The sequence below is a fragment of the Arachidicoccus rhizosphaerae genome, from assembly GCF_900107765.1.
GTDB lineage: Bacteria > Bacteroidota > Bacteroidia > Chitinophagales > Chitinophagaceae > Arachidicoccus > Arachidicoccus rhizosphaerae.
Genome location: NZ_FNQY01000014.1, coordinates 13,111 through 39,552 on the forward strand (window position 1 = coordinate 13,111; position 26,442 = coordinate 39,552).

The window sequence follows — 26,442 nt, forward strand, 5'->3', positions numbered from 1 at the left end:
AAAAAGCATATGGAAAAAAAGACAGGGGAGCCAATTGAAAATAAAAAAAGTAAGGAAAGCGGAGAACACAGTAGCAGCCTTGATAGCCCTAACCGCCTGGGAAATCATAAAGAACCGTCTGAAAAGAAAAGCCCTACATTTTCTTTGAAAATGACTTCTAAGAAAAGTATAGCTCAGCAGATGGCGGAGCATGTTCCGGACGCTGTCTGGGATTTCCCTTTGGAAGCGGAAGGGGTAATTGATAGTGATAGTATTAGCGGTGATGATGATGGTAAAAAGGCCCTCGAAACTGCGCCTGAAGTAGCGCCTGAAACTACGTCTGATGCTGATATGGTGATGACAGGCAAAGGAAAAAAGGATGCTTCTGCGGATGACTTGCAAGGAGAGCAGGGTTTTGCAGCGGGTAGAACAGTGAATCCTGCCATTAGTCCTGCTATTAGTAGACGCCGTAAAGGGTTACTGATACTGCCCGTCTTTGTATTGCCGCTGGTCTCGCTGGCTTTCTGGGCGCTGGTGGAAAACAAGGAGCCAGCGGTTGGGCCCGTTACGATGGAAGAAGGGCTCAATATGACGGTTCCAAGAGCCAGCCTGAGTCAGAAGACAGGGGATAAAATGACTTTATATAAAGAAGCAGCGCAGCAGCGTAAGGAGCAAGGTAGTGGGGAGAGCAGTGGGCAGGGTAATGAGCAGCTTAATAATCCACTTGATGGGGGATCCCGGGCTGCCGGTGGCTTTCTTGCAGGAAGCTTTAGCGGCGATGGGACCCAGGAGGCTGATTTAGGCCGCAGCGTTGTAGAAAGGGACTACGAAGATCCCCATACAAGGCAGGTGGAGGAGAAGATTGCAAAGCTACAGGCACTTATTCATCAGCCCGGAACTGCCGACTATGGGTATAACAGCAGCGGCAGCTTCACTGGCAATACGCTTAGCCGTGGAGCGAAGTTTACGGGTGTAACCGGCGGCTCTTTTAGTAAGGACGATCCTGAGTTACATACCCGTAGTCTGGAAGAACTCCAGGGGTTAAAAGAGCTGGTGGCCGGGACTGCAAATAATGAGAAAGGGCAAGCCGCAGGCGATCCGGAGACCAGGGAGATTAACCAGATGCTGGACAAGGTACTGGCTATTCAAAAGGGGATGCAGGGAGCCGGCGCTTCGGTTTTACCAGATGAGCAAGGGGCAGATATTGGCAGTACAGGGCTTACGCGCCACAGAGAATATGTCAATCACGTGATCCGGCCTGGAAATGAACTGGGCGTGCCGCTGCTTGCGCCCAGTGCACTAAAGGATCCAGGTCAGGAGGGTGGGCAGTTGGCGTATGCGCAGCCAGCTGCGGCTGCGAGTACGGGGACAGGTGTTGAATCTGTAACAGGTCCTGCTGCACCGTCCTACAGCGAGGATACCCATGATATCAGTGGCGGTTTTTATGATATTGATGGCGGGGAGATATTAATGGACAGTTCAGACGGAGGAAGAGCAGGGAAGGGGACCATAGCTCTCAGCGGTATACCCGCCCTAGTCACAGAAAGCCAGACGCTGGTCAGTGGGGCCGCAGTGAAACTGCAGCTGGAAACGGCTACTCGTTTTGGCGGGACGCTACTTCCCAAGGGTAGTTTTATTTACGGAACCGCTACGGTGGCGGCAGAAAGGCTGAAGGTTATGATCAGCCATGTCAGAACAGGTAGTCAGCTGCTGCCTGTGAATCTAAGGGTCTTTGATATGGACGGGATGGAAGGTATCCGGATACCGGGATCTATCAACCGGGACGCGGCAAAGCAGGGAGCGGACAGAGCCCTTAGCAGTATGCAGCTGATGAGCATGGATCCTAACCTGGCCACGCAGGCGGCCTCGGCAGGCATCGAGGCTGCTAAGGGGCTGCTGAGCAAAAAGGTAAAACTGGTACGGGTAACGGTTAAAGCAGGATATCCGGTGTTACTGGTAGACGCGAATAGCAGTAAATAATAGCGGTATATAATAGCCGTTTTTGCAACCTGTTGATGTGTTGATCCCTTTTTGAATGTAATTCATTCTAAATCAAAATTAATTCTCTACTGATTCACTTTTAAATCAATCTATTTCTATGAAAAGAATCTTAATGGACTTTTGGCGTTTTTCCTTGCGTGCGTTTCATCCGGGCTTTGAAAGCGCTGCTTTATGGACGCAAAAAAAAGGATTTGCGATCGCCACACTTTTTTTAGGGATAAGCATGGCGCTTTTCTCATATAGTACAGCCCGCGCTCAAAAGATTAATGCGCCTGCCTTATTGGTAGATAATGGAGTCGATTTGAGGGGTAAGGCTCCCGCTTCCTTAAATGTAAGCACCCGGTTTCTACCCCTGCAGTCCTATGATTTGGAAGTGGGCTGTAATAAGACCTGTATGCTGGTTTTCCCTACGACCATCCAGAGCGCCGACAGGGGCGCGGCTTATGTGCTGGCAGAAAGGGTGGCAGGGTCAGAAAATGTCTTAAAAGTCAAAGCTGGTAAACCGGGATTCCTGCCTTCCAGTCTGACGGTTATTACCGCAGACGGGGAGATTTTTTCTTTTAAAGTGTTCTATAAGGCTAACCCTTCTTATCTGGTCCTGACACTAAAATCTGACCTTGCTGTAGAGACTAAACGGCCTCTGGATGTAGATAAAGTGCAGTTTGCCGGAGGCAGGCTAAATAGCGCTGCTATGGACAGCGCCATGCAAAAAGTGTTGCAAGGCCCGGATTATTTGCACGGGGCAGGCGTTCACGAGAGAAAATACGGGCTTAGGCTAAGCGTAACGGGTATTTATTATTTAAAGAATCTGCTGTTTTTTAAATTAAGACTACAAAGTGAAGCGTGTATGCCTTACCTGGTAGAATCTCTCCGTTTTTTTGTCCGGGATAAAAAAACGACCAGAAGAACCGCTGTGGCAGACCGTGAACTCCGACCGCTGGCCATGCGGTCGGAAGGTAGTGCCGAGACGGACACTGGTAAAGTAATCCTGGTGGCTTTGCCCAGGTTTAGTATAGCTGATAATAAACAGGTGGCGGTCATCCTTACGGAAAAGCAGGGCGACAGAACGCTTTGTTTTTATATCAGACAACATAAAATGAAGCAGATCAAGTTACTGTAATGGACGTTTATTTTAAAAGCAGTGGCCTATAACTTCTGCAGTATACTTTGGTTTTGACAATTATAGCAATCCTGGGTTCAGGTCATAAATGCAATTTTTTTGAGAGACAGTTATGCCGCTTAAGACTTGTGCTCACCAAATAATAAAACCCTGTGGGCTGTAGCCCACAGCTGAAAAAAGTATGCGCCCCGCGCATACCGCTTGTATTGAGACTTTCAGAGAAAGTTGCATTTATGACTTGAATCCACCCCTTCAAAAATGAATAGAATATTACTCGATATCGAATGATCCTGCTTTATACATTTTTTCTAAATCATGTGCTTCTCTTAACTCTTTTTGTGTGCTTTTTGACAAAGAACTGATGCGGTTTTTCGTCATTTCAAAATAACAATCAGGACGCAGTAAATCATTTGTCATAATGGCAGTATTATGAGTTGTAAGAACAAATTGAACACCTGTTTCTTTTAGTTTTTCAACGATCAAAGATGATAAAGAATGATGATAAAAAGCGTCAAATTCGTCAATAAACAAAAATGAAACTTTAGAATTTTCCTTAAAGTCTTGATACCAAAAATAGAAAAGAGATAGCGCTATTGTACCTGTTGAAGCAACTTCATAAAAAGGTAAATCTTCACCATTCAGATTAAATGCAATAGTCTTTCTTCCAAGTTCTTCAACCTCGGACAATTTACATTCTATTCCTGCTTGATTAAGAAAGGTTTCAAAATTCTTTGTATTCTTCTTTTTTGCAATGTCTTCCAAAATATTTTTTCCATCAATATCAAAGCCAAGGTGCGTAGTGCTATTAAGTAAAGAGCGGAAATAGAGCATTTGCTCTATGAATGTAAAAAAAGCTTGAAACGTTGTATTGACATCATTGTGTACTAATTCCGTATTATTCTTTATATACTTCAAAATAGACAATTGATTGTTTTCAATATCTGTTTTTAGCGTCTCGGCACCTTTAAAAGATATTGTTGCATTAGAAGTTTTTGTTCTGTCAAATAGAACAAGTTCCTCGTCATCTATTTGAAACCGTTCGTAAACAATAGTCTTGTAGTCGGATTTTTTATATTCATATACTACAATTTTTGAGTTAATTGAAAATTCATAATAAAAATATGCTAAGTTAGGGTCACAATAAGCATTAAGATAGTTTTTATAAACCGCTTCATTTCTTTGTTTGTCAGTCAAATGCTCGATGATGTCAAAAATAGCAAGTGCCAAATTAGATTTACCGACACCATTATGTCCATAGATTATAGCATTATTGACAACCCCACTTTTAATAGAATCTTTATTAAATTCATACCCGTTTACGTTGGTCAGGTCAAGTTCAAAGCCTTTTTCAAAACTTTTGAAATTTGAAACTTTAAATTTTCTAAGCATTTCTCCTGCTATTTTGTAGGACAAAGTAGTAAAAAAATGATTGCCGTAAAAAAATACTGCATTTTTTAAGCAATGTGATTCGGTATTATTGCCAACTTTCGGATTGGCGAAAGTTCGTTTATATTACAAAATTCTCAATTGTTAAATTACAAAAAGTCAATGCAATATTGCGTTGACTTCCTTTAATCGATTTGATTTTTTTTTGCTGAAAATATATTTTATGAAGTCAGCTGAGCGAGCCTTAAATCTGCATCAAATGAATCCAAATGGAAATAATGGCATTCAACCGAACTGAATGCAAGGCCATTCCAATGTTTTTCCCTGTTGCGACAGGTGTAATAGTATCCGTGGCAGCCTTTCTTTATAGGAATGGCTGCCACGTGTTACGGGAAAAAGAAATACTGAAAATGAGGGCTGTCCTATTACCAACCAGGCTGGATAGGATAATAGCCCGCTTGTCTTAGAGTTATCTGGTTCTGTGATCCCCTTTACAGCTCATTAAACGGCTGCGGGTAACCGAGACCGGGCAGGTAGCCCAGGGTTGCCAGCCGGTTATAAAAGGCCTGTTTGTGGGATCTTTCCACTATGATAGTAAACTGCTCTGCTTTAATGATCAGTTTACGCAGGATTTCATCTCTGGCAATCAGCTGATGCAGCTCGCTGGCCTTGGGAGATATTTTAAAAACCATGACATCAGATACTTCAGATAAATAGCCGGAGCGTTCTAGCACCTGCTCAAACTGCTCTTTCCAATAAGCGGGCAGCGGTTTGGCAACCGATTTTTTGAATTTTTCGATGCTGTTCTTAAAAGACATTTCATGGCTATTGTTCTTAAGTACTTTGACAAGATCAAACAGGAGCGTTCCATCCCCTGACGGACTCGTCCAGTTTTCCAGGAGGCCGGTGGCTTGAAGGGGGTTGCCGGTATAGCTGATCTGCAAACTTTCCGGGTCCAGGGTGAAACTGGGAGCTGAACTCGTGGCAGGAGCGATATAATCTTTGCTTTCCTGCATGATATGGGCTCCCAGTGGGGTCAGCCGGCAGGCTGAGAAACGGCAATCCTGGTAATTTACGGTGTCATTGAACCAGATGGTCGGGTCCTGCGGGTCGTAGGCCAGATCCAGTAAGCCGTAGGCAGCTGCCATCAGCAAGGCTCCCGTGACCAGTATTTGGCGGGTAGCCTGATCTTTGGCAGCAGTGCCGCCTTCATTAAAGGACTGATAATAGATGGAACTGGTGCTTATTTGTACGTCAAAGTAGGACTTGACTGGAATCAGGTTAAAAAAGTGAGTAGCGACGTATTGCTGGATATTGTCTAAGGTAATCCATCCGCCAACGGGTAGTATTTTTAAAAGACCGAAAACCGTTTTAAGGCTGTCCGGTTGCAACTGATAATAGTCGACTTTTCTGATGCCATTAAGGGGGAAAAGCGCAGCGTCCAGCATAGCAGGCTTTAAATCCTGCTGATGAAAGACATACTGAAGGACCCCCGTAATGGATTTATCCGCCGGAAACTTATAAAATGGCGGCATCAGGCCGTTGATCACGAGACTCATGATATGTCCCGGATCATTGGGGAAGGCCTGCAGACGGAGCTTCTTTTGCATAGCCTTTACGGCAGGAGGATTTAAAAAGCCTTTGGTTGTTCTTTTGATCTTGTCCTGTTGTATATAGGTCAGTACGGCGGGCAACTGTTCAAAAACGGTGGTTTCTGTCAACAGCACCTGCCATTTTTTGGGTATTTGAATGCCTTCCAGAAAGTAGCCTTTTGGCTTAGGCAGTATCCGGGCATAAGCCATGCGCATAAAAGGGGGTAACTCATAATAGAATTTTCCGCTTTCCATTTTCTGTGCCACTGTCTGCTGCAAATAACCAAATACATAATCACCGTTGAATAAATAAGGATACCAGCGCTTATGGGCCTGCACGGGTTCAACGCCATTTCTGCCTTTATTTGAAATAATCACCAGATCCTCCCCGAATAGCTCATAGGCGTCACTGTAAGGCAGACTACCTTCCCAGGTAAGCCTGGTTATAAAATCCTGCCCTTCCCGTTTAAGGGATTTAAAATAATATTCCAGTAGTTCCGGGTCACCAAATAAAAGTGCCAGCCGCTCCGTTATTTCTGATATATTGGCAACGGGCTTTGCTTTTATGAGACTTTGTAATTGTTTAAAATTATCATTTTTAATGGGTTGTAGCAGGTTTTGGCTGATAAATTGCACAACCTCCTGATGCCAGCCTTTATAACCACTCGCATGCTTTATATTTCTGGCAATAATTTCTTTGAATTCCTGTTGATCCATTAATGAATTGATTTTTTATACTGTTTTTTCTCTGAATGACGATTTTTGCCTGAGGTTACCGGGCAAATTTAAGGTATTGCTCTGTTTTATTTATATACTGACCAGTTTTACAGCCCCGAAGGGTAGAATTTATCTGGTCTTATGAATTAAGGTTTTCCTTTTTTAAGTATTTTTCTGGGTAGTCAAACTTTTATTTAATTCAATCCTACATTCAGTCATATTTGTTATTTACACAAAGTTGGTAACTTTGAAGCAATTTTAAAATATGAAAAACACAACGATAACACTTGGAAATTATTTTGACCAGTTCGTTAGCCGCCAAGTTTCATCGGGGCGATATAAGAACGTTAGCGAAGTTATTCGTGCAGCCCTCCGACTTTTAGAAAATGAGCAGAATAAGGTCGCCACTTTGAATAATGCTATTCGACAAGGCTTAAACAGCCCAAGAGTTGAAAACTTTGACTTTGATGAACACTTAGCCAAACTGAAATCTGAAAAAGGAAGAAATAGCTAAGGAAATACTATGACAGGCTGTAATTGATGACCTAACCGGTTTCACGAAAAAGTGGATTTAAAGAACAAAATAGATGGGCAGAAAATAGCTGTCATTGCAAAGGCTAAGAAACTATAGAGCCTTAATTGATAAAAGAAAAATATGGTTCTTCGTCTAAACCAGTGGATTTGCTATATAAATTATAAATTTGCGCTATACAAATCCATAATATAAAAGCCGCCTTTCGTGAAGTAATGTCTGTTCAATTACCATGGGTAATAAATGATGTTCAAATTTACCACAAGAATAAGTTGGTGGAGGTATCTATAGGATTTGCCAGGGGGAACGAATTTAGCTGCCCTGAATGCGGTCTAGCGTGTAGTGTGCATGACAGCGTAACGCATAGATGGCGATATCTGGACTTCTTCGACTACCGATGTTACCTAACTATGAATGTCCCGAGAGTTCGGTGTGAAAAGCATGGCGTCCTAACCCTAAAAGAGACCCCCTGGGGTCGAATGGGAAGCCATTACAGCTTTATGGTAGAGCATGAAATCATGAAGCTTAGTTCTGAGATGAGCATGTCGGCCCTCAGTAAGCACATTGGCGAACCAGACTCTAATTTATGGCGTGTTTTTAAGTACTATGTGTTCAATGCAGTACATAATGATTTGGACCTAAGCATGTTAAGGCGAGTAGCGGTGGATGAGAAACCTCAGAAACGAGGTCATATATATGTTACCATATTTTCTGACCTGGATACTGGTAACGTAATCAACGTTACCGAAGGGCGTAAAAAGGAGGTGTTTAGTGAATTTCGGGCCTGGCTACCTAAGCATGGGGGCGACCCGGAAGTTATTGAGTTGTTTAGCATGGATATGTCTGTTAGCTATAAAGCGGGACGGGCAGAATACTTTAAAGAGGCCGATGAAGTATATGATAGGTTCCATATAAAAAAGGGCTAAATGAGGCAGTGGACAAGGTACGCAAGGCAGAAGTAAAGCACAGCGACGAGTTCAAAAGGACGAAATACATATGGTTGATGGATCCAAGAAGGCTCAATTCACATCAAGAAATAAAGCTAAATGACTTCCTAAGAGAAAGTACATTAAAGACGGCTAATGCCTATCAAATGAAAATAGCATTTGACCAGCTTTGGAAGGTACATTCAAGCACATCGGAGCAAGTTTTAATGCCTGGTTAATGAATGCAGACCAGAGTGGAATTAGGCCAATATTGAGCTTTGTAAATACCATTAGAAAAAACTTTAAAGGAATACTGAATTCGATTAAATTAGGCATTACAAATGCTGTAGCCGAAGGTATAAACAGCAAAATACAAACGGCAAAATCAAGGGCAAAGGGTTTTGGAAAAATAGACAACTTTAAATCTATGATCTACTTTTTAGGAAATAACTTCAATTTTGAAATCCACTAATTTAGACGAAGTACCCGTTAAATTTATTATTAAAAATGTAATACAAATGTTTACAAATATAGTTTAATTATAATATTGTTATTATTTTACAATTTTAAACAACAATTATGTTATTATAATTCAAAATATAATAACAATTTTCGTACCTTCGAAGTATGGAAAACAGTGTAACAGATATTATTGATCAAAAAATCGCCAAACAAAGACCTGGCAGTATCCTGGTACAAGAAGATTTCAGAGGTACGGGCACAGCCACGGCTATTAATATGGCATTGTCCAGATTAGCGGGAAAAGGGAAGATATATCGTTTGACACATGGTATATACTATAAACCGAAGCAGGATCCCTTATTCGGAGATCTTTTACCGTCGCCTCAAGAGGTCGCAGAAAGCATTGCTCGCAAAGAACATATCCGAATTCGCCCTTCAGGAATGTATGCGCTTCATAAGCTTGGAATTTCCACACAGGTACCCACCCGAATGGTTTATTTAACCAACGGGCAGCGCCGTGAGATACGAATGGGTAAGACGGAGATAATCTTTAAACCCACTACCGCAAAGAAAATGGCGCTTAAAGGACCATTAAGCAGTCTTGTAATACAAGCATTAGAAGAATTGGGAACAATAGATTTGCCTGAAAAGGTTCAGCAAAAAATGAAGGATTTTTTGAACAAGGAAAATCCTGCACTTTTAAAAAACGACTTAGCTTTGGCGCCAGCCCGTGTTCATGATTTTATTTATCATCTTTTAAAAGGAAATAATGACAGAATGGTTAACGCTTAGTGATGAGCAGCGTATAAATTAGACGAAGAACCAAAAATATCTCCGGCTTCAAAACATCTGGACTGCTTTTGCAATAGTATAAGGAGTGCTAACTGGATTTGCACCTATGATTATTTGCCTTTCTTTTGGCCTGTCAGGAGATTGAATTCATGTATATCCGTACTATCCGGGACCGTATCTGGATTAAAGCTGGTGAGCTCAGGGCCTACAAAGTCCGTCTCCTCTATTAAATAACCCAGCTTTGCGAGCCTTTTGATAAATACTGCAATGTCCTCAGCAAAGATAATAATCGTATGTTTTTCTGCTTTCAGGCAATGATCTTTTAAGACGCTGTCCTGGGTTAGCAATTTAAGGAGCTGCTGGTCATAAGGCGAGACCCTCAGGGTCAGGGTTTCCCGGACCGTTTTTAGTGCGCCGGTGGCGCTCAGCCATTTCATCAGGGTGATTTTCCAGAAGTCAGGTAATGGCATCCCCAGCACCTGATTAAAACGTCTGATTTCTTCTTTTAAATCTGACAGGTAGGTGCACCGTGTAATGATGCGTTCCTTGTCCCAGATCAGGTGATTGTCTGCAGCGCGTCTGAACCAATTGCCTAAGTGTGTGATGGCGATCTCGGTGCTTCCTGATACCTTTATTTCAAGGGCAGTTGTTGAGAGCTCATAACGGGTCGGTGTTACCTCCTCCGGCGCCTGATAACCATCTTTTCCTTTGAGGATATAAGCGCCGAGGCTTGTCATCCGGCAGGCGGAAAACCTGCCGTTATGCAAGACTTTATCTTTGGGCTTTGTCAGCGGATCCTGAGGGTCATAGGCTAATTCTATGAGCCCGAAACTGGCGGCTGCAAGAACGGTGCTGATAATGGCTTGTTGTCGGATTATGGTTATTTGCTGGTAAAGCGAGCCGCTGGCAAAGGCTCCGCCGTCCATCTCCATAGTGGGTTCTTTGAGATCTCTAATTGCACCCGGCTGAATCAGATCAAAATTAAAAGTACGTGCGTTAGCGTAAAATAACAGATTGTCTGTACTGACCCAGTGGTCTTCAGGCAGCCTTGTTATAAATTTGAACAGATTATCCAGTATATGCCCATTGATATGATAACTGTGGATTAACCGGGTACCTCCATAATAAAAAAGCATCGCATCTGCCATTGAGTAAAAATACGCATCGCTAAAAATTCGTTGAATCATATCCAGGGTACTGTTTGATTGACGCAACCTTTTTTCTTCTGCTATAAAACTGGCTAAAAAAAGTGTTCTGGTGTACCCGCTGTCATTATAAAATGGCTGAATGCCGGATTTTTTCTGCGCTGCCTTACAACTGGCTATATTATACTCTCCCTGTTTGGTTCTTTTGATGAGGTTTTGTTGTAATAACAACAACATATGGGGCAGCTCTTTAAAGATCGTCTTTTCAAAGCTTTGAACCGGCCATTCTGCGGGCAGGGTAAACTCAAGCAGTTCATACTGGCTGGGTTTAGGTAATATTTCAATAAAGGCGGCTTTTAGTAGTTCTGGTAATATAAAGCCCATTTTCAGCCCTTCAATGAGGCCGTCTATGCTGTCGTTCCCATACATGGCCTGCCCGAGCTGATAACCAAGCTTTAGATAAAGCTGCAGGTATTTTACTTCTTTTTTCAGATCCAGATTGTTTCCGAAAGGGTCTCGGGTGTTGGCGATGAGATGCCGTCCACCGTTGATGGCCTGAGCCTCCTGATAAGGGACCCAGCCGTTAAAGCACATCCGGGTGATGATTTTTTGGGTGGTAGCGTTCAGACTTTGATAGAAAAAATGCAGTATGTCCGGTTCACTGAAAAATCCGGCACATATCTGTCTTATTTTTTTATTAGAAATAGCGTCAAAGTCTTGACTGGCATATTTAATAAAGGGCTTAAATGCTTTTGGCAGACCAGGTACCGCTGCGTTTTCAAGGGTAAATTCCAGTATCTGCTCCACATAGGGATAATAAGAAATATCCTCAGCAAAGGCGCTTTGCTCAATTAGATTGTATAACTGGTCCTTATTCATTACACGTATTTAATCGCCAGGAACTGGCGTTTTTGACAGTACTTATGTTTTTGTTTTTTTTATCGGCTTTTCGGTCTTGTTTATCCCAGTATAAACCGGATGTCTTCTTCAGTCATGGATTTAACGGAGCCGGTATTGCCTGCTGCATCTGCTGAGATCAGATCTTCAAATAGGGCTGATTTTAGCTCTTGCAGCTGAAGGATCTTTTCTTCGATACTGCCCAGGGTGATCAGCTTATAGCTTTGTACCTTATGGGTCTGGCCGATGCGGTGTGCGCGGTCGATGGCCTGGTTCTCGGCGGCTTTATTCCACCAGGGGTCAAAAATAAAGACCATGTCTGCTGCTGTCAGGTTAAGACCGGTGCCACCGGTCTTAAGGGTGAGGATAAAGACACGGATTTCCGGGTCATTTTGGAAACGGTCTACCAGCCCCTGCCGGTCTCTGGTGGAACCGGTCATCGTCAGAAATCCGATGCCCAGCTTATCCAGTGCGGCCCCGATGGATTCGATGGCAGAGAGGTAGTTGACAAAAATCAGGATCTTATGATCATTGGCGATGGCCTCCTCTAATTGTTCCATTAAGGCTTCCAGCTTGGGGGATTCTATCCTGCCCTCGGTTTTTGCTTCCGGGATGGAGGCTATCTGGCGCAGTTCGTTCATCGCCTGGAATATAAAAAACTGGGATTGCTGTATGCCTTTGGTGGCTACCTGCTGCTCGATCGCTTCTTTGTAGAACAGGCGGCGCTCTTCATAATATTTTGCCTGCGCTTTGTTCATCTCGACATACATGGTCTGTTCCTGTTTATCGGGCAGATCTGTGAGTACGTCTTTTTTTAATCGCCTGAGGATAAAGGGATATATTTTTCGTCTCAGCTCCGTAATGACTTCCCGGTCGTTGTTTTTCTGGATGGGATAGATATAATCGCTCTGGAACTGCTCCGTCGTACCCAGCAGCGCCGGATTTAAAAACCTAAATAAGGCATAGAGCTCGCCCAGGTTGTTTTCAACCGGGGTGCCGCTGAGTGCCAGCCGGTGGCGGGCACGTAGAAGCAGTACGGCCTTATGCACCTGGCTGTTCATATTTTTAATGGCCTGGGACTCGTCCAGGATGCCATACAGAAATTGTTGTTCTTTCCAGATCTCTATATCGTTTCTGTACATGGAATAAGTGGTAAGGATGATCTGGTGACCCGTGGCCTGCCGGATGTCTCTGTTCTGGCCGTACCAGATATATACACTAAGCCCCGGTGCGAACCGGCTGAGTTCATTTTGCCAGTTGTATAACAGGGATTTTGGCATGATGATAATGGAAGGCGGGAGCGCTTCCTGATCAGCAGCAGCCGCGGATTTGAGGGCGCTTTTTTTATCGCTGGCAGCGGCCTTTGGCGTTTTGCCTCTGGCTGTTGTCTTTTTGCTGCTGCCCCGTTTATCATGGGCGCTGTATGCTGCTGCCAGCACCGCAATGGTTTGTATGGTTTTACCCAGACCCATATCGTCTGCCAGGCATCCCCCCAGCTGATGAGTCTGCAGATAGCTTATCCATTGAAAGCCTTGTAACTGATAAGGGCGCAGCTCTGCCTGCAGGAAAGGCAGGCTGATATTTTTTTGCTGCAGATGGTTGAAGCCTTCATAGACGGCTCTGGCGTCTGCAAAAAGCTGGGTACGCTGATTTTTTTCTATTAATTCTTCCAGTGCGGGCAGATCAAAGAAGGAAACGGTAATTTCTCCTTTTTTGTCTTTACTTTTTTTGAAGAGCCTTTTTAAGCGGTTCATATAGCTCTCGTTGATCAAGGCATGCGTGCCGTCGGTCAGCCGGATATATCTGTTTTTGTCATATTGCCGGATGGCGTCCATAATGGATACTTTCTGGCCCTCAAAATCAAGACTGGCGGAACCGGAGGATTCTAAAAAGTCAATCCGGTGACCCAAAGACAGATCGAGCCTCGGTTGGTCTACTTTGATTTTGAAGGCTTTGAGTTTCTCGTGGCCAATCAGGTCAAATTCTTCTGTGAGCTGGGATAACTCCTTGTAAATAAAGGGTTCTGCCAGACTTTCGTGCAGGGTGAACTGATGATCCTGCACCGTGAGTAAATCTAAGGTCTTTTTCTGGCCCTTGGGGAGGTGTTTTTTGAGAATAGTGGATATCCTGTCTACATGTTTACGGATGTCCACGGGTTCTACATTATAGACTGAAACGACTTTTTCCATTTCATTAATAGCAGCCAGGCGGCTGACAGCATACTGCTCCAGAAATTCGACCGGGGTGTTGGGCAGATGCTGACCGATGCGTATGGTCAAATGCTGCGCTTCATCTACTTTTTCAAAGATAATGGCGGGTCTGGGCTTTAAGATGTCCTGCTCCATCCGGATACGGTAGCCGGGTAAATCCACGCTTACGGTCTCTATATAGGTGAAAAGCAGCGACAGATATTTAAAGAGGTCTCCCGGCAGTATTTTTTCTGTATTGAATATACGGACCTGGCTGAAAAAAGGGCCTACCGGCTTCGTCTCTATTATGCGGTTTTCTTTTGGCAGCAGCACATAGTTCTCGGTCAGAAACCAGAAATTACGGTATATGGCCGCTTCCTTTTCAAAAGAGGCGCCTGATGCCTCCAGTAACAGCTCCGCGCTATAGCTGGGTAAAAGGGAGGAATCTGCTTTTGTTTCCAGTGGTGACAACCTGAGCCTCAGCGTGGGTAGTTGCGCGCCGCTGTTGCCGGCGACGGGTTTATCCGACTCAATGGGTCTGAAGTCCTGGTCCACCAGCAACCCGCTACTGAGTATTCCCTGGATCAAGTAGGCATATTCATTCAGGTAGATGCGGTTTTCCGGATTATCCCAGCTAATCAGAAAGGCGTTTTTGTCCATAATGCTGCTGATGGAATGCATCAGGCTTCTGACAGCCCCTGAAAAAGCGGAATAATCCGGGTATACTTCCTCGCCCTTTTTATTAATGATCTGTATATAAGCGCCCTTATCATCCAGGGTTAAGCGGATCAGTATATCTGTGGAGCTTTGTTGCCTGCGTTGCTGGTCTAGTTCAATTTTCTGTTGTCTTAGGATGTCAAATAAGGACATGATAGGATTATATTTTAATCGTTTGCTCCGGTTAGCGTGTAAGAGGGAGACGATTTTGTGTACGTGTATTTTACAGTAATCGTAAGACAGCGAAATCAATCTATGATTAATGCGATTGCAAAAATAATAAATAGTGCATAAAATGAGGAAAGTGGCCTTCGAAATTAAAATCTTTATAAATAAGCCTCAGTTTAATAATAATGGTCACCCGTCGTGTGAGGGATCTAAGTCAATCTTTAGTATAAAAAGCAGTTGGTAAATTTCCAGTAGGTGGTGGCATAGTGAGCATAAATGATAACCGGGTGCGGTATCTATCCTCATTGCAGCGTAGAGTAGCTGATTTTCAATAACTAATGGTTAGCTTTCTATTGATATTTGTGTTTTTTTTGGATTTGGTAGCGCCAATATTTGCCGGGAAATAGTACAATTTATTGTATGGATTCATCCATTTTCGTGCTTAAAATAAAATAGATGGGTATTTATATTTTCTCCTGTTTTAGCTGCGCAATAAAATAGGAAGGAGGCATCCCCGTATGTTTTTTAAAAACAGTGATAAATACCTGTCTGGAAGCAAAACCACACACTTCGGCTAGATGGGTAATCTTATATTCCCGGTACAACGGGTCTTCATAAAGTTTCTTTTTAATGTAATCAATCTTTAACTGATTGACATAGCTTACATAGGTAGTGCCTCGATGGGTTTTCAAAAGTTCGGTGACATAGGTCTGGTTGGTGCCAAGATAATGGGCCAGATAGGCTAGATTGATATCTCGTCTTAAGTATCTGTGCGTACGTTCAAACTTTTCCAGCCTTGCAAGCAGTTTCGCTTCGGTCTGATCAGAAATAATAGTGCCGCTGCCGTTTATAATGACCCGCTGCTCCAAATTGGCGTCGGCATCCGGATCCTCATCGACGCCTTTTAATAAGGACGACTCATTAGTGGGCGTGTTTTCTTCCGAAAATTCTGTTATTGGAGGTAGCGCTGAATCCGGGCCTGTGCTGACGGTTATAGCTGTGCCTGACCCTGCCCCTGCTCCTGTTCCAGGCTTTGTATTTCCGTCTGCACCTTTATCTGTTATTGTAATGGTCTTTTCTGCCCGGCCTAACGGCAGGCCGCTGGAAGCTGAACCATTTGCTGCCGATAGAGCATGTTCTTCCCGAAGCTGCGCCATTTGCGATTCATATTTTTTGCGCAGCATGCTGCTTTTTATTTTCCAGAAGATAAAGGCAAGGAAAAGAACGGCTAAAATGCTGGAAACAGCCCACTGAATAAGGATGCTCGTTTTCTTACTATGGGCCTTGTTCTCTGAGGCCAATAACTGTTTTACAGTGGCTGAAGTCTGTCTCTTCTCGCTGTACTGGAGGCTGTCTTTAAGGGCCGTATACAGATTCATATATTGGGCGGACGCCTCCTTACTATTAGTAGCCAGGTAGGATTTTGCCAAGGTTTCATAGATACTCACTCTGTCATAGGGAGAAGGGGCACTGACTTCCAGGCTCAGCCCTTGCTGACCAAACTGGATAGCTTTGTCAAAGATTCGCTGGGAGCAAAAGCTTTGGGCTATGGTCGCCAGAAAGGTAAGTTTGTTGGCGATCATTACTTTTCCTGCTCCTTGTTCATATAGCTTCAGGGCGATTTCAATCTCTTTTTCCGCTTTTTTAGGATCAGAAGGTTTACGGATATTGAGATAATAATCGGCCAGATCCCGGTGTCCGTATAAAATAGCATTGAATTTATAATTGGAGGGCATCCTGCTGTTGGTGTCCGAGATCATCTCTGCTTCCCGGATACTTAGTTTATAATAGTATTCAATGGAATCCAGGTGTTGATTGGTCTGCTCAAAATAGCTAGTGAGGTTTTCATAGGAGATTGCCCTTAGGTAATGCTGAAAATCAATTGTTTTGACCAGGTTGATCGCATCTAAAGATTGCCGGTACTCTTCCATGGCCTTATTATACAGCCCAAGATTACTATAGCAAAGCCCCATCATCCTATGTGCTTCGGTGGCGGTTGTCGAATTGATAAAGTTTTGATGACCACTCGTGACCTGCCTACCGAACTCTATGGCTTTCTGATAATGACCTTGGCGCATATTGTACCGCAAGAGTGCAATGCCGCAAATTTCTTTGCCCAGCTGGTATTGCCGCTTTATAGATTGATTATATAGATGTTCTAATGTATTGAATTCGCTTGCAGTGATACTGGTGTCACTGTTGTCCGCCTGGATAATGATCTGATGGATCTGCTCAACGGCCACGGCCAGGGTGTCGGAGGGCTGCGCATTGCTCATGAAGGCGCAAAAGAGTACAGCAGAAAGCCAGATGAGTATTTTCATAAAAACGTTTATCAGAAATATTGACCGGGCCTTAAAATTACGACCTAAGTTTCATATATCCATTGAGTGTCAGACTTTATCTTCTATAACGTTGATTAACAGAGTTATTTTATTATCAGAAAGTTATATGATAATAATTTAAATGTAAAGGTGACAAAATAGGCCGGTTTTGTATGGTTGATATTTATCTATACAAATAAGTCTGACAAAATAGCGTATGGCTTTCCGCACGGATTGTTAGGTAGGAAAGACCCTTCATTGGCTGACCCTTAAAATGTGAAAATTAATGCGTGCTGAGCGGGCATTTATAAGAAGGATTAGGGTTAGCTGTAAGGAATTTAAAAACTAAGGTATTTTATGTTTTTATAAATAACTGTAAATGAGGTGAATGTGTTTATATGTGTTGATTATTATTAATATATAAAGTTAGCCTCTTCAAACGCTGGATTTTCCCTTGGTTTTGGTTTTCCTGACATAGAGTGCTTTTTTCAGGGCTTTGCACTTTGTAAACTTGCATCATTAACCGAAGGTCAGCTGTCTGGTCAACAGTCTCCCAACTCTATTAAATACAAATACGGTTAATGCTAAGGATGAAAAGCGGGAGCTTTTAAAGTTCCGGGCCGGCAATTTTTATCGTGCTACAAATTTCAAAGTTGATGAAATATGGTTGACCTTTTTAACACCGGATATTTGATATTACTGAGTTTGCTTTTAATGGCGGTTGCAGCCCTTAGGTTGTATCAGCGAAAACTGGCACTGCTCAAAAGGCGTTGTAAGCAGATGGAGACTGTGTGCATGCAAAAGACGGCTGCCTTACAAGAAAGCAAGGCGCAGTTACTGGAACTGGAACAGACTATATTTGATTATTCCGCTACTGAGGATCAGCTCTTGTTCACTATACTCCATGACCTTAGATCCCCCCTTCATTTTCTGGGGACCATCAGCCGGAGTGCTGTCCGCAAGTATACAGCCAGAACAAATAAGGAGAATCTGGAACACTTAGCCAAATTGAACGCATCAATAGAAGGTATTATAAATTTTGTAGAGACTTCTTATTATTGGATCAGGCAGCAGCAAAAAGGGTTTCACCTGAGGATTAGACCTGTTGCGGTACAGGATATTTTTGATCACTTATTGCATTTATACGGGGAGATCATGTATTGTAACGGCAACCGGCTGGAGATGATCAGAACAGATCTGATCTGGAATACAGATTCCGATATACTCACCATGCTCATCCGTAATTTACTGGACAATGCCAATAAATACACCACAAATGGTCAGGTCTGTCTAAGTAGCTATACGCTGAATGGAAGACTCAGAATTGTAGTACAGGACAACGGCCAGGGGCTTTCCACAAAAAATAGCAACCTCTTTCAGGGGGGCAGCGTTAGAGCGCAGCGTGCGCCTGCCTGTAACAGCGGACACGGAAGCCGGATTATTTTAAAATTGCTGCAAAAATTAAACGGAAGGCTTTTAATGGATTCCCATGCGGGTAAAGGAAGCATATTCACACTGGAACTGGACCCAGGCCCCATTATGACTAAGAGTCCGGCTTTGGTTAAAGAGGTCCCTTGTTACGAATAAAAAATATGAATGGGTTTACAGAGGCAAATCCTGTTATAAGGCTCTGTAAACCCATTGCTCAAAGTGTCCAACCTTCTTGTCAGATAGCGTCTGTTAGTTTCCAGCTTGCTTGGTCTTATAAGCCACCTGGCTATAAGGTCAATATTTGGTGCATTTGCTGACTGCCAGGCTTGATTTTATTTCCTACGCCTCATTAAGCTACCTAAAGAGAGAGGTATTTAGATAATTAGTTTTGCTAGCGGCCCGCTATTTTGAATGCCATTTGACCTGGTTGACAAGACAGGGGGAAAATCCAGTCTTGTAGAAGATTGCCCTTTTCCAAAAGCTAATCCGCATCGGAGGCAATATCACCTTCCGTTGTATATAGAAGAGCACCCAGTTGATTGATAACACTTACGGGCACATTTAGTTCGGTGGCAGCCTGGGCCACATCTCCGACAAATATGTCAAAGTCTTTTTTATCGCTGGTCGGATGTTCTGTGGATCCAAATCTGGCGAAAGTGGCATGGTTATGCACGGTTTTCATATCGGGGCCTGTATATACATCCTGCTTACTGACTGCTGTCTGTACAAAATCCGTAAAGGAGTTTAGCAGGTGGGCCAGCCCGGTGGTATTGCCATTTCCTACTTCGGCCAGTAAGGTTGGAAAATAAACAGCCAGCCGGTTATCAGATGCAATGACTCCTAGTGCTTTATTTACTACTGTTCTGATTGCCAGGCGGCCGGCCTGTATTTGCTGTCCTTCATTATCCGGATCATCGATCATCTTGGTCCCCTGCCCTGAAACCTGTCCTGTCGCGCCCTGGATAAACCAGCCGAGTGTATCATATAGTGGTGTCGTGGGCAGGACCGTCATATCTTTTTTATCGCTATGACAGGACGTGAAAAAAAGTAGAATGCAGGCAAAGGGGATTGTAATCAGACAAATTTTTGATTTAGTTTTCATCTTACTGGATTTATATGTTTTTTAATTTGAAATACTTTGAATGATTAGTTGACAACTTTTGATATGACGGTCGTTAACTTCCCATAAAAGGAATGGCTATTCATTACCGGGCAGCCTTTCTTTAGGTCTTCACTGGTTACCGTATAGCGTTTAGCTGCTGTTTGGGACTGATTGATGGCGTGGTTATAGATGTTTTGTGCTGTATTTTCCCTGTTATCGAACGTGTAGACGATATTACTTTCCGTAGGGTTATAATAGATTGTTTTAACGCCTTTCTGGGATTTAAGATTATTAGACACCTGTTTAACCTGATTGCTATCCAGTGGTTGAATGAAATCAGCCCTTGCCATCTGGATATATTCAAAAGGTAAGGGGCCTTTATGATAGACCATGACCGCTATATGTATAACCAATGTCAGAAATAACAGTGCGGCCAATCCAAAGATTCCAAGTAGCAACCATTTAATTTTTTGTCGTGTTTTCATTGTAGCGATTTTTAAAATCATGGTAAATTTTAATTCAGAAGTTTCTGTGTATCCAATGCTAAAGCGGTAGCCCCCGCATTCATTCTCCCTGTTTAATATATACGCAGTAACAGCCCCTTTGGATTTTTAAAACGCCGGATTTTTTAAATAAAAATTGAGGAATTTTATTTTGTTCTTGTTATCAGTCTGTAACATATATTTTGTATTGTATATGTGAATTGCCGGCACGAACAAATAAGACGAGTATCATTTATTTTTAGCTGCCGGAAGCCGTGACAGATCCTGAGAGGCAGCAAGTGGTGCAGCAGATGGGAAAGGTAGATGGCCAGATAGGTCGCAGCGCAGGCAGTCAATTGTTGCCTGTTTGACATAAATCTAGGTTGCGTTATTGTCAATTCGTTGGTAGAAACTACCGTCTTTCAGTCGAAGCCTCATCACTTCAAACTGTACTAATATTTTATGTCCTTTGAGATATTTATCTTTGTGCCACAATTTTATTCGGTTAGCCTTATTGACCATTTCTGCTAGTAGGGTAAGGACAGGTTATCAGACCTCCGCCAGAACACTATTTTTTAATAGGGATTGCTGCCCCTTAGGAGCGAAGGATTGCCTTAGGAGGAGGTGGAGCCCATTACATACATCTGATCCATGGTTGGTGTAGGACTGCCTCCCTGATTTTCTAGCGTTATGGCAAAAGCCTGAACGCTACCGGGCTGTATTTTTTTAAGTTCAATCGGTAAGTTGACCTGGTCTTTGGGGGTAAATAGTCCAAGATCTACCGGTTTCCCATCAACAATTGCCCATAATTGATAAACTTTACCAGCTGGCGTAGCAGGTAGATCTGCATTCGCCAAAAAGGCTGTCTGCTTATTGGCACTCCAGTATATCATTGCCTTTGCATCCGTATGTTGTTTTACCCCATTCATTGTTACCCGGCGTATATCTGGGTTATACAATAATGTGAGCGCTTTACCTTTTTGATCAAGTTGGTTATGAATCCTTTGATTCTCGGCTTTTAACTGTTCTGACTGAGTGGAAAGAGTACCAACTTTTGCTCTTGCCACCTGTATCTGATTGCTTAAATATATATTAAGGCCAATGCTGCAAAGCAAAATGAAAGCAGCCGCCACAGCCAGTTTGCGCAAGCGGCTATATTTGGCCAGCGGAGGCTGAATCGGTACTGGCTGACCTTTTTGCCCCTGATCTGATCTATTTTCAATTTCCTTGCGGATGCCCGCCATTACCTGGTCTTTTAATCCATCAGGAGGCCGCACTTCATATAAGCGGCTATAGGTGTCCAGGCTGGTTTGAAGCTTATGAACATAATCAGACACCTCAGGATGAAGCTGCATCATATTCATAACTTCTCCTGCCTCCTTTTCGGAGAGCAAACCGAGAACATATTGTTCAAGGACACCGGATGATATGAACTGTTTTAAATCCAAAACGATCTATACAATATTTAAAAGTTTCCTTAACTGAATTAATGCATTCCTTACTTTAGTTTTCACTGTTCCAACAGGAAGTCCCATTTCCTTAGCGATTTCATTTTGGGTGAAACCATGGAAGTACGCAAGATCAATGACTTTCTTATGAGATTCATCCAGAGCAACCAGTACTTTGTCCACCCCAATATGATCCAGCTTGGGTTGAATCGTGTTTTCCAGGGTACCGCTGATGTTTTTTTCCTCCAGAGGTAACGTCCGCCTGTTAGTTTGATACTGCTTTGATCTTAATTTATCCAGAGTGGTATTGCGTGTTATCTGGATTAACCAGGCGTATAGCGGACCTTTTTGGGGATCATAAAGATCAATCTTCTGAAAAATTTTAATGAAAACTTCCTGTAATATGTCTTTGGCCAATTCCTGCTCCTTGGTCATATGAATAATAAAACCGTAAAGCGCCGCACCGTATTGATCATATAAATAACTATATGCCGTTTCATCCCCCTTTTTAAGGGCAATGATAAGGTCAAATTCGTTATTTAAATGTTCTTTCGTCAATAGAGTAATTTAATTATAGCCGATTGATACACAAAATAGTCTTTAATTTTGATAATTAATAAAGTTTGAACCAAAACGCTTCAAACTAATCAGTTTTCTGGGATGATTTTCATTTCCGGCGGTGGTGTGAACTGTTTTTGTACTGGCTGTTAAGTTGCCGTCAATAGCACGAAGCACAGCAGTTGACTAAAGGCGGCTTGGTTAATATATTTACACTAAGTAATTGTTTATCAGATTGTAAAAGGTTGCTTTTACAGCATTTATGTTGCTGGAATCTATTAGTATCCTTTTTCACGCTTTCAGAACAAGCCTTTTTTAACTGTTGAATTTGGGTTTCGGTACTTTAGAAAAACTATACTGGCTTATTTTGCCAATTGTCTTTCGCAGGATAAGGACCTTAACCATTTATGAGATATTTTATACTTGTTTAGGTAAGAGTGCCAGCTTTTTTTACTTAATAATCAGTTTACAGGTCTTTTTAATGCCCTTTATCTGAAGGCTGATAAAATAGATACCGCTGGACAGCCCATCGGTACTTAGAGGTATAGACTGCCGGCCGACTTTTATTTGCCTGTCAAAAGCGGTAAGCCTGCGGCCACGGAGGTCTGTTAGGACAATATGACCGGTAGCGGCTGTCCGGCTCGCCACCTGAAGGGTAAGCCTGCCACCACCTGATGCGGGATTGGGATAGAGCATCATCTGCAGCGTAGTATCACTGGCTGTTGTCTGCAGGTGGACGGTATTGCTGATGGAAGAGACGGCACCTGTTTTGTCCATCGTAAGGTATCTGTAATAATTATCTCCCGGCAAAGGATTTTTATCCAAATAAGTGTAGGTGAGAGGCTGACTACTGTTACCGGCAGCGGCCATGGTGGTAAGCCTGGTAAATGAGCTGCCGTCCTGACTCCTTTCTATAATAAAATAGTCGCTATTGATCTCTTTGTATGTTTTCCACTGGAGCTGCACCAAGGATCCGCTAAGCCTTGCTGTAAGAGCAGACGCTTCAACGGGCGTTGTGATATCTTTTAAGCTATAGGCCACCAAAGAGGGACTTAAGCTGTCTACTGTTTGCCCGGCCGTGTTTTTGAATTCTTTTGAAAAATAAGTGTACCCGGAGTTGTATTGCTGGGTACCGCTGCCGATGGCATAGCCTTGCAAGACTAGTGAAAGCGTGTCCGGAAGATTGCCGTTTTGAATCATTTTCTGAATGGTATCTGTGATATCCAGATACAGATAATGCGCATCTGTTTGTATAAAATCATCACTGATTGGATTTGGAATACTGGCGGGTTTTAAGGTGCCGTCATCCAGCACTGTGTCCAGACTGTCAAGAGCGCCTGCATCCGTTAGCTGTGAGTTCCAGGTAAGGGTGTTTTCTTTCCAGGAAGAAAGCCTGGAAAGGGAAACCTTGACCCCTTTTGACTGGTTCATAACGTCTTTGTTATAATAGCATAAGCGAAGCAGCACCTGCTGGATATTGTTTAGTGAACGAAGAGTTGCGGAAGGGAATTTTAAGTAGGTTCTTCTATTGTAACCGATTGCGGAGGGTAAGGTCTCTAGAGCGGTCCCGCCTCCGAATTTTGACACCAGGGAGGTGGAGGAGCCATAATTGCTGTTGATACCGGCAGCGGCGTCGTAGGTATAGGTATCCGCTGTAGCAGTAGTGGTAGTGGTGTCCTGCAAATCTTTAAGGGAATCCGGGGCCTGAACTGGCTCGTAAACGCGCACATAATCATAAATGACACTGTCTGGGTACTGCCCCAGTGAAGGGTCTCCGCCAAAACCTGTCAGTTCTGTGCTTAAAATCATGTATTCTGTTCTTTTGGATAATCCAAATGTGGTCTGATAGGTTTTCTGCCCGTCTACATAAAAGGTATAGGAAGAGCTTGTCCAAAGGACCCCGAAGGTATGATATCCGGTGTCCACCGCCGGATAGGCAATCTGCTGCCCTTCCTGGATGTGATCGTCTCCATAGCCATTGATATGTATGGTTTGCCAGACGACACCCGGGCTTTTACGGTGGTACTCAAAAACATCTATTTCTGCACCGTTTATATCCGGTTGATTATACGGGGTGTTGCCCATGGTAGGAGACTGTAGCCAGAACGCGACATGGGGACCGATATACTTATTGACTCTGGCACGGCATTCAAAATAACCGTATTTTTTTTCATAATGCCCGTTGGTGGTGAGCTGGCCCACATAGTACTGATCGCCTTCCTTGGTCACGCTGATGACCAGGTGGCCGTTGTTGTCCTGAGAAATGGTTCTGGCTCCGTCAACGATTGCATAATTGCGGGTAGAACCGTTGGACCGGTAGGACCATTTGCTGGCATCGAAAGTGGGGCCGTCGAATTCATCGTTCCAGACCATCTTGTAGTTTTTGAGCAGCTGGTCTACTTCCGTCTGTTGGGCAGTGGATTTTACAGATAGCAGGGCCATCAGGCCAATAAAAAATAGCCTTTGAATCGTCATTGTTTGCATGGATTGAATGGTTTGTTTGTTTTAAAATTTTATCGGTTTGGAAATAAAATGATCAGCAATAAAGGGGGCTTCAGGCAAGTAGCAAAACTTCTTAAACGAGTTGTAAGGGATGAATCAATTTTCGTTTTTTTCATATTGCCATCTGCCGTTAGTGGGGTACGGCCTCCTCCTATTGTCAAATCGCCATGAAATTAAAAAAGGATTTTTTTAAATGAAAGCAGCGCCGTGCAAATAGCCAATTTAAGTTATCAGTCGGTTTAAATGATTTAAAAAAGGCGGCCTGATGTATTTGTTTTGTTGGAAATGAATTTGTCTAAGCGGATGCTCAGATGGAAAAAATGCTTGTAAAAATGAAATTAAAAGCAGGGTCACCCGTGTGGGAAAGTCCGGTAGAAAAATTCAAAGGCTGGAAGGTTCTGGAAAGCGCTCTTTTACCGAATTCCGGGAGGTCTTTTTTGCTTTAGGCTCATGAACTATGATCATTTTTGTGCTAAATAAGTGTTAACTCGTTAAAATAATGTTGGACATAATAAATTATTTGTTGGGCTTCATAAATGTTATAAAATGAATAATTACAGGGTATATTGACTCTTTTTTTATAAAAACCGGGAAGCATTTACAATAAAAAAGTAAAAAACAATAAACTTTATTTTTTTTGAGAAAAGTATTCTGTTAACTTTAACCTAGCATTTGGCATTGAATTGTTAATGGTAAAATTTTAAATCATCGCCAAGCAACTAACATATAAGCGTGATATTCTCAAAGTTCTGTTTTTAAACGGTCCGCTCTCTGCCGTGGATATCAGTTTAAAAGTGGGTAAGAGTTTTACTTTAATTGTAAAAGTTTTGTCCAGCCTGGTAGCAGATAAACTGATTGAAGAAAATGGTCTGGCACCCTCCAGTGGCGGACGCCGTCCTGTTTTATACCAACTGAAGCAGGACAGTTTCTATATTATTGCCGTGGCAATGGATCAGTTTATTACCAGGATTTCTCTTTTGAATGCGGCCAGGGTTCAGGTGATCACGCCAATAAGTTTTGAACTGAACTTGCATGAACATGATTCGCCCTTACAATTTCTGACCGGACAGATAAAGACGGTCAGTCAAAATAGAGGTATCGATCCAAAACGTATCCTTGGAATAGGCATAGGCATGCCAGGATTTATCAATCCTGAAAAAGGGATTAACCATACTTTTATGGGTGCCGGCATCAGGGACTATATCCAAAAAGAAACAGGACTGCCTGTATTTATAGAAAATGACTCCTCGGTAATCGCCCTGGCTGAATACACTTTTGGTAAAGCGGGTGGAGTACAGCATTCCATGATTGTAAATTTAGGCTGGGGAATAGGGCTGGGCATGATCATCAGCGGGCAATTATTCAGAGGTGAATCAGGTTTTGCCGGAGAGTTCAGTCATATTTCTCTTTTCAAAAATGGTAAATTATGCAGTTGTGGTAAGACCGGATGCCTGGAAACAGAGTCTTCTCTTACCTACATGCTGGGAAGAGCGGCGGAAAAACTGGCTGCAGGTCAGGCAACCTGCCTGAAAAATACGGTGATGCATTCCGATGATCACCAGTTAAAAAGTGAGGCATTCCTGAAAGCCGTTGCCAAGGGGGATTCGCTGGCGATGGAGATTCTTTCAGAAGCCGGATATAATATCGGCAGAGGAATCGCTATACTGATTCATCTGTTGAATCCTGCCAAAATTATCCTGAGTGGCAGATGTGCCGAACCGGGTCAGGTCTGGCTGCCGCCCATCTGGCAGGCTTTAAATACCTTTTGTATCCCTACGCTGCTTGAAAATACAAAAATCGAAGTTTCTGCTATGCATAAAAATGCCGGACTGGTCGGCGCTTCGGTTTTGGTGATTGAACAAATTGCTCCCGAAGATATCCAGTCGATGCTGGACCAGAGCAAACAACGTGCGCAGGTTCCTTAATATCCATTTTTCTATCTTAATACTTGCGGCCATATTATAAGGCACATAAT

19 protein-coding genes are annotated in these 26,442 nt (G+C 43.0%); 9 read left to right on the forward strand and 10 right to left on the reverse strand.

Annotated features, from left to right (window positions below; all coding sequences use genetic code 11):
* The first annotated feature begins 9 nt into the window (after nt 1-9).
* Both traM and BLU80_RS12425 read left to right on the forward strand, forming a co-directional pair.
* The gene (gene traM / locus BLU80_RS12420) at nt 10-1,959 is read left to right on the forward strand and encodes a conjugative transposon protein TraM (protein WP_091398823.1); all 1,950 of its coding nucleotides are present in this window, start codon (nt 10-12) and stop codon (nt 1,957-1,959) included.
* A gap of 118 nt (nt 1,960-2,077) precedes the next feature.
* Nucleotides 2,078-3,100, forward strand: coding sequence for a DUF4138 domain-containing protein (locus tag BLU80_RS12425; protein WP_091398824.1), 1,023 nt, complete (start codon nt 2,078-2,080; stop codon nt 3,098-3,100).
* Between the two features lie 270 nt (nt 3,101-3,370).
* Here the strand turns inward: BLU80_RS12425 and BLU80_RS12430 are convergent, their stop codons facing one another.
* The gene (locus tag BLU80_RS12430; protein WP_091398825.1) at nt 3,371-4,489 is read right to left on the reverse strand and encodes an AAA family ATPase; all 1,119 of its coding nucleotides are present in this window, start codon (nt 4,487-4,489) and stop codon (nt 3,371-3,373) included.
* A 488-nt stretch (nt 4,490-4,977) separates the two neighbouring features.
* Nucleotides 4,978-6,795 carry a hypothetical protein gene (locus BLU80_RS12440; RefSeq protein WP_091398837.1) on the reverse strand — a complete coding sequence of 606 codons (1,818 nt, stop codon included), beginning with the start codon at nt 6,793-6,795 and terminating at the stop codon, nt 4,978-4,980.
* Nucleotides 6,796-7,060: 265 nt separating this feature from the next.
* Here BLU80_RS12440 and BLU80_RS12445 point away from each other — a divergent pair, with 265 nt between their 5' ends.
* The 5 genes from BLU80_RS12445 to BLU80_RS12465 all read left to right on the forward strand — a co-directional run bounded on the left by BLU80_RS12445 (nt 7,061) and on the right by BLU80_RS12465 (nt 9,507).
* Entirely contained in the window at nt 7,061-7,309 is a 249-nt protein-coding gene (locus BLU80_RS12445; RefSeq protein ID WP_091398839.1) for a type II toxin-antitoxin system ParD family antitoxin, read from the forward strand.
* A gap of 233 nt (nt 7,310-7,542) precedes the next feature.
* Nucleotides 7,543-8,253 (forward strand): transposase, encoded by a 711-nt coding sequence (locus BLU80_RS12450; RefSeq protein WP_091398842.1) that lies wholly within the window; start codon nt 7,543-7,545, stop codon nt 8,251-8,253.
* Nucleotides 8,254-8,261: 8 nt separating this feature from the next.
* Nucleotides 8,262-8,492: a transposase gene (locus BLU80_RS20135; protein WP_091398844.1), complete on the forward strand. Its 231-nt coding sequence runs from the start codon at nt 8,262-8,264 to the stop codon at nt 8,490-8,492.
* The gene (locus BLU80_RS12460) at nt 8,444-8,725 is read left to right on the forward strand and encodes a transposase (protein WP_244518898.1); all 282 of its coding nucleotides are present in this window, start codon (nt 8,444-8,446) and stop codon (nt 8,723-8,725) included. Before BLU80_RS20135 ends, BLU80_RS12460 begins: the two co-directional genes overlap by 49 nt.
* 155 nt (nt 8,726-8,880) lie before the next feature.
* A complete protein-coding gene (locus BLU80_RS12465; protein WP_091398849.1) occupies nt 8,881-9,507 on the forward strand; it encodes a DUF6088 family protein in 627 nt (208 codons plus the stop codon).
* 110 nt (nt 9,508-9,617) lie between these two features.
* Here the strand turns inward: BLU80_RS12465 and BLU80_RS12470 are convergent, their stop codons facing one another.
* The 3 genes from BLU80_RS12470 to BLU80_RS12480 form a co-directional block, all read right to left on the reverse strand.
* Nucleotides 9,618-11,531, reverse strand: coding sequence for a hypothetical protein (locus tag BLU80_RS12470; RefSeq protein ID WP_091398852.1), 1,914 nt, complete (start codon nt 11,529-11,531; stop codon nt 9,618-9,620).
* An 80-nt stretch (nt 11,532-11,611) separates the two neighbouring features.
* On the reverse strand, nt 11,612-14,608 hold the full coding sequence (locus tag BLU80_RS12475; protein ID WP_211481834.1) for a DEAD/DEAH box helicase: 2,997 nt from the start codon (nt 14,606-14,608) through the stop codon (nt 11,612-11,614).
* Nucleotides 14,609-15,087: 479 nt separating this feature from the next.
* Nucleotides 15,088-16,944 (reverse strand): helix-turn-helix transcriptional regulator, encoded by a 1,857-nt coding sequence (locus tag BLU80_RS12480; RefSeq protein ID WP_091398855.1) that lies wholly within the window; start codon nt 16,942-16,944, stop codon nt 15,088-15,090.
* A gap of 663 nt (nt 16,945-17,607) precedes the next feature.
* Here BLU80_RS12480 and BLU80_RS12485 point away from each other — a divergent pair.
* A complete protein-coding gene (locus BLU80_RS12485; RefSeq protein ID WP_091398863.1) occupies nt 17,608-18,531 on the forward strand; it encodes a sensor histidine kinase in 924 nt (307 codons plus the stop codon).
* A gap of 325 nt (nt 18,532-18,856) precedes the next feature.
* Here the strand turns inward: BLU80_RS12485 and BLU80_RS12490 are convergent, their stop codons facing one another.
* From BLU80_RS12490 to BLU80_RS12510, 5 genes are all read right to left on the reverse strand, one after another.
* Nucleotides 18,857-19,477: a globin family protein gene (locus BLU80_RS12490; RefSeq protein WP_091398870.1), complete on the reverse strand. Its 621-nt coding sequence runs from the start codon at nt 19,475-19,477 to the stop codon at nt 18,857-18,859.
* A gap of 44 nt (nt 19,478-19,521) precedes the next feature.
* The gene (locus BLU80_RS12495; protein WP_091398872.1) at nt 19,522-19,962 is read right to left on the reverse strand and encodes a hypothetical protein; all 441 of its coding nucleotides are present in this window, start codon (nt 19,960-19,962) and stop codon (nt 19,522-19,524) included.
* Between the two features lie 611 nt (nt 19,963-20,573).
* Nucleotides 20,574-21,407 (reverse strand): anti-sigma factor, encoded by an 834-nt coding sequence (locus BLU80_RS12500; protein WP_091398874.1) that lies wholly within the window; start codon nt 21,405-21,407, stop codon nt 20,574-20,576.
* A 6-nt stretch (nt 21,408-21,413) separates the two neighbouring features.
* Nucleotides 21,414-21,965 (reverse strand): RNA polymerase sigma factor, encoded by a 552-nt coding sequence (locus BLU80_RS12505; protein WP_170831230.1) that lies wholly within the window; start codon nt 21,963-21,965, stop codon nt 21,414-21,416.
* Between the two features lie 450 nt (nt 21,966-22,415).
* On the reverse strand, nt 22,416-24,449 hold the full coding sequence (locus BLU80_RS12510) for a family 16 glycosylhydrolase (protein WP_091398878.1): 2,034 nt from the start codon (nt 24,447-24,449) through the stop codon (nt 22,416-22,418).
* 794 nt (nt 24,450-25,243) lie between these two features.
* On the opposite strand from BLU80_RS12510, the gene BLU80_RS12515 reads away from it, so the two are divergent.
* Nucleotides 25,244-26,392, forward strand: coding sequence for an ROK family protein (locus BLU80_RS12515; protein WP_244518899.1), 1,149 nt, complete (start codon nt 25,244-25,246; stop codon nt 26,390-26,392).
* Nucleotides 26,393-26,442: the final 50 nt, after the last annotated feature.

What these genes read in the sequence shown, in the direction of transcription:
- traM (WP_091398823.1), top strand. Translation starts at nt 10, where the DNA reads ATGGAAAAAAAGACAGGGGAGCCAATTGAAAATAAAAAAAGTAAGGAA.
- BLU80_RS12425 (WP_091398824.1), top strand. Translation starts at nt 2,078, where the DNA reads ATGAAAAGAATCTTAATGGACTTTTGGCGTTTTTCCTTGCGTGCGTTT.
- BLU80_RS12430 (WP_091398825.1), bottom strand. Translation starts at nt 4,489, where the DNA reads ATGCTTAGAAAATTTAAAGTTTCAAATTTCAAAAGTTTTGAAAAAGGC.
- BLU80_RS12440 (WP_091398837.1), bottom strand. Translation starts at nt 6,795, where the DNA reads ATGGATCAACAGGAATTCAAAGAAATTATTGCCAGAAATATAAAGCAT.
- BLU80_RS12445 (WP_091398839.1), top strand. Translation starts at nt 7,061, where the DNA reads ATGAAAAACACAACGATAACACTTGGAAATTATTTTGACCAGTTCGTT.
- BLU80_RS12450 (WP_091398842.1), top strand. Translation starts at nt 7,543, where the DNA reads ATGTCTGTTCAATTACCATGGGTAATAAATGATGTTCAAATTTACCAC.
- BLU80_RS12465 (WP_091398849.1), top strand. Translation starts at nt 8,881, where the DNA reads ATGGAAAACAGTGTAACAGATATTATTGATCAAAAAATCGCCAAACAA.
- BLU80_RS12470 (WP_091398852.1), bottom strand. Translation starts at nt 11,531, where the DNA reads ATGAATAAGGACCAGTTATACAATCTAATTGAGCAAAGCGCCTTTGCT.
- BLU80_RS12475 (WP_211481834.1), bottom strand. Translation starts at nt 14,608, where the DNA reads ATGTCCTTATTTGACATCCTAAGACAACAGAAAATTGAACTAGACCAG.
- BLU80_RS12480 (WP_091398855.1), bottom strand. Translation starts at nt 16,944, where the DNA reads ATGAAAATACTCATCTGGCTTTCTGCTGTACTCTTTTGCGCCTTCATG.
- BLU80_RS12485 (WP_091398863.1), top strand. Translation starts at nt 17,608, where the DNA reads ATGGTTGACCTTTTTAACACCGGATATTTGATATTACTGAGTTTGCTT.
- BLU80_RS12490 (WP_091398870.1), bottom strand. Translation starts at nt 19,477, where the DNA reads ATGAAAACTAAATCAAAAATTTGTCTGATTACAATCCCCTTTGCCTGC.
- BLU80_RS12495 (WP_091398872.1), bottom strand. Translation starts at nt 19,962, where the DNA reads ATGAAAACACGACAAAAAATTAAATGGTTGCTACTTGGAATCTTTGGA.
- BLU80_RS12510 (WP_091398878.1), bottom strand. Translation starts at nt 24,449, where the DNA reads ATGCAAACAATGACGATTCAAAGGCTATTTTTTATTGGCCTGATGGCC.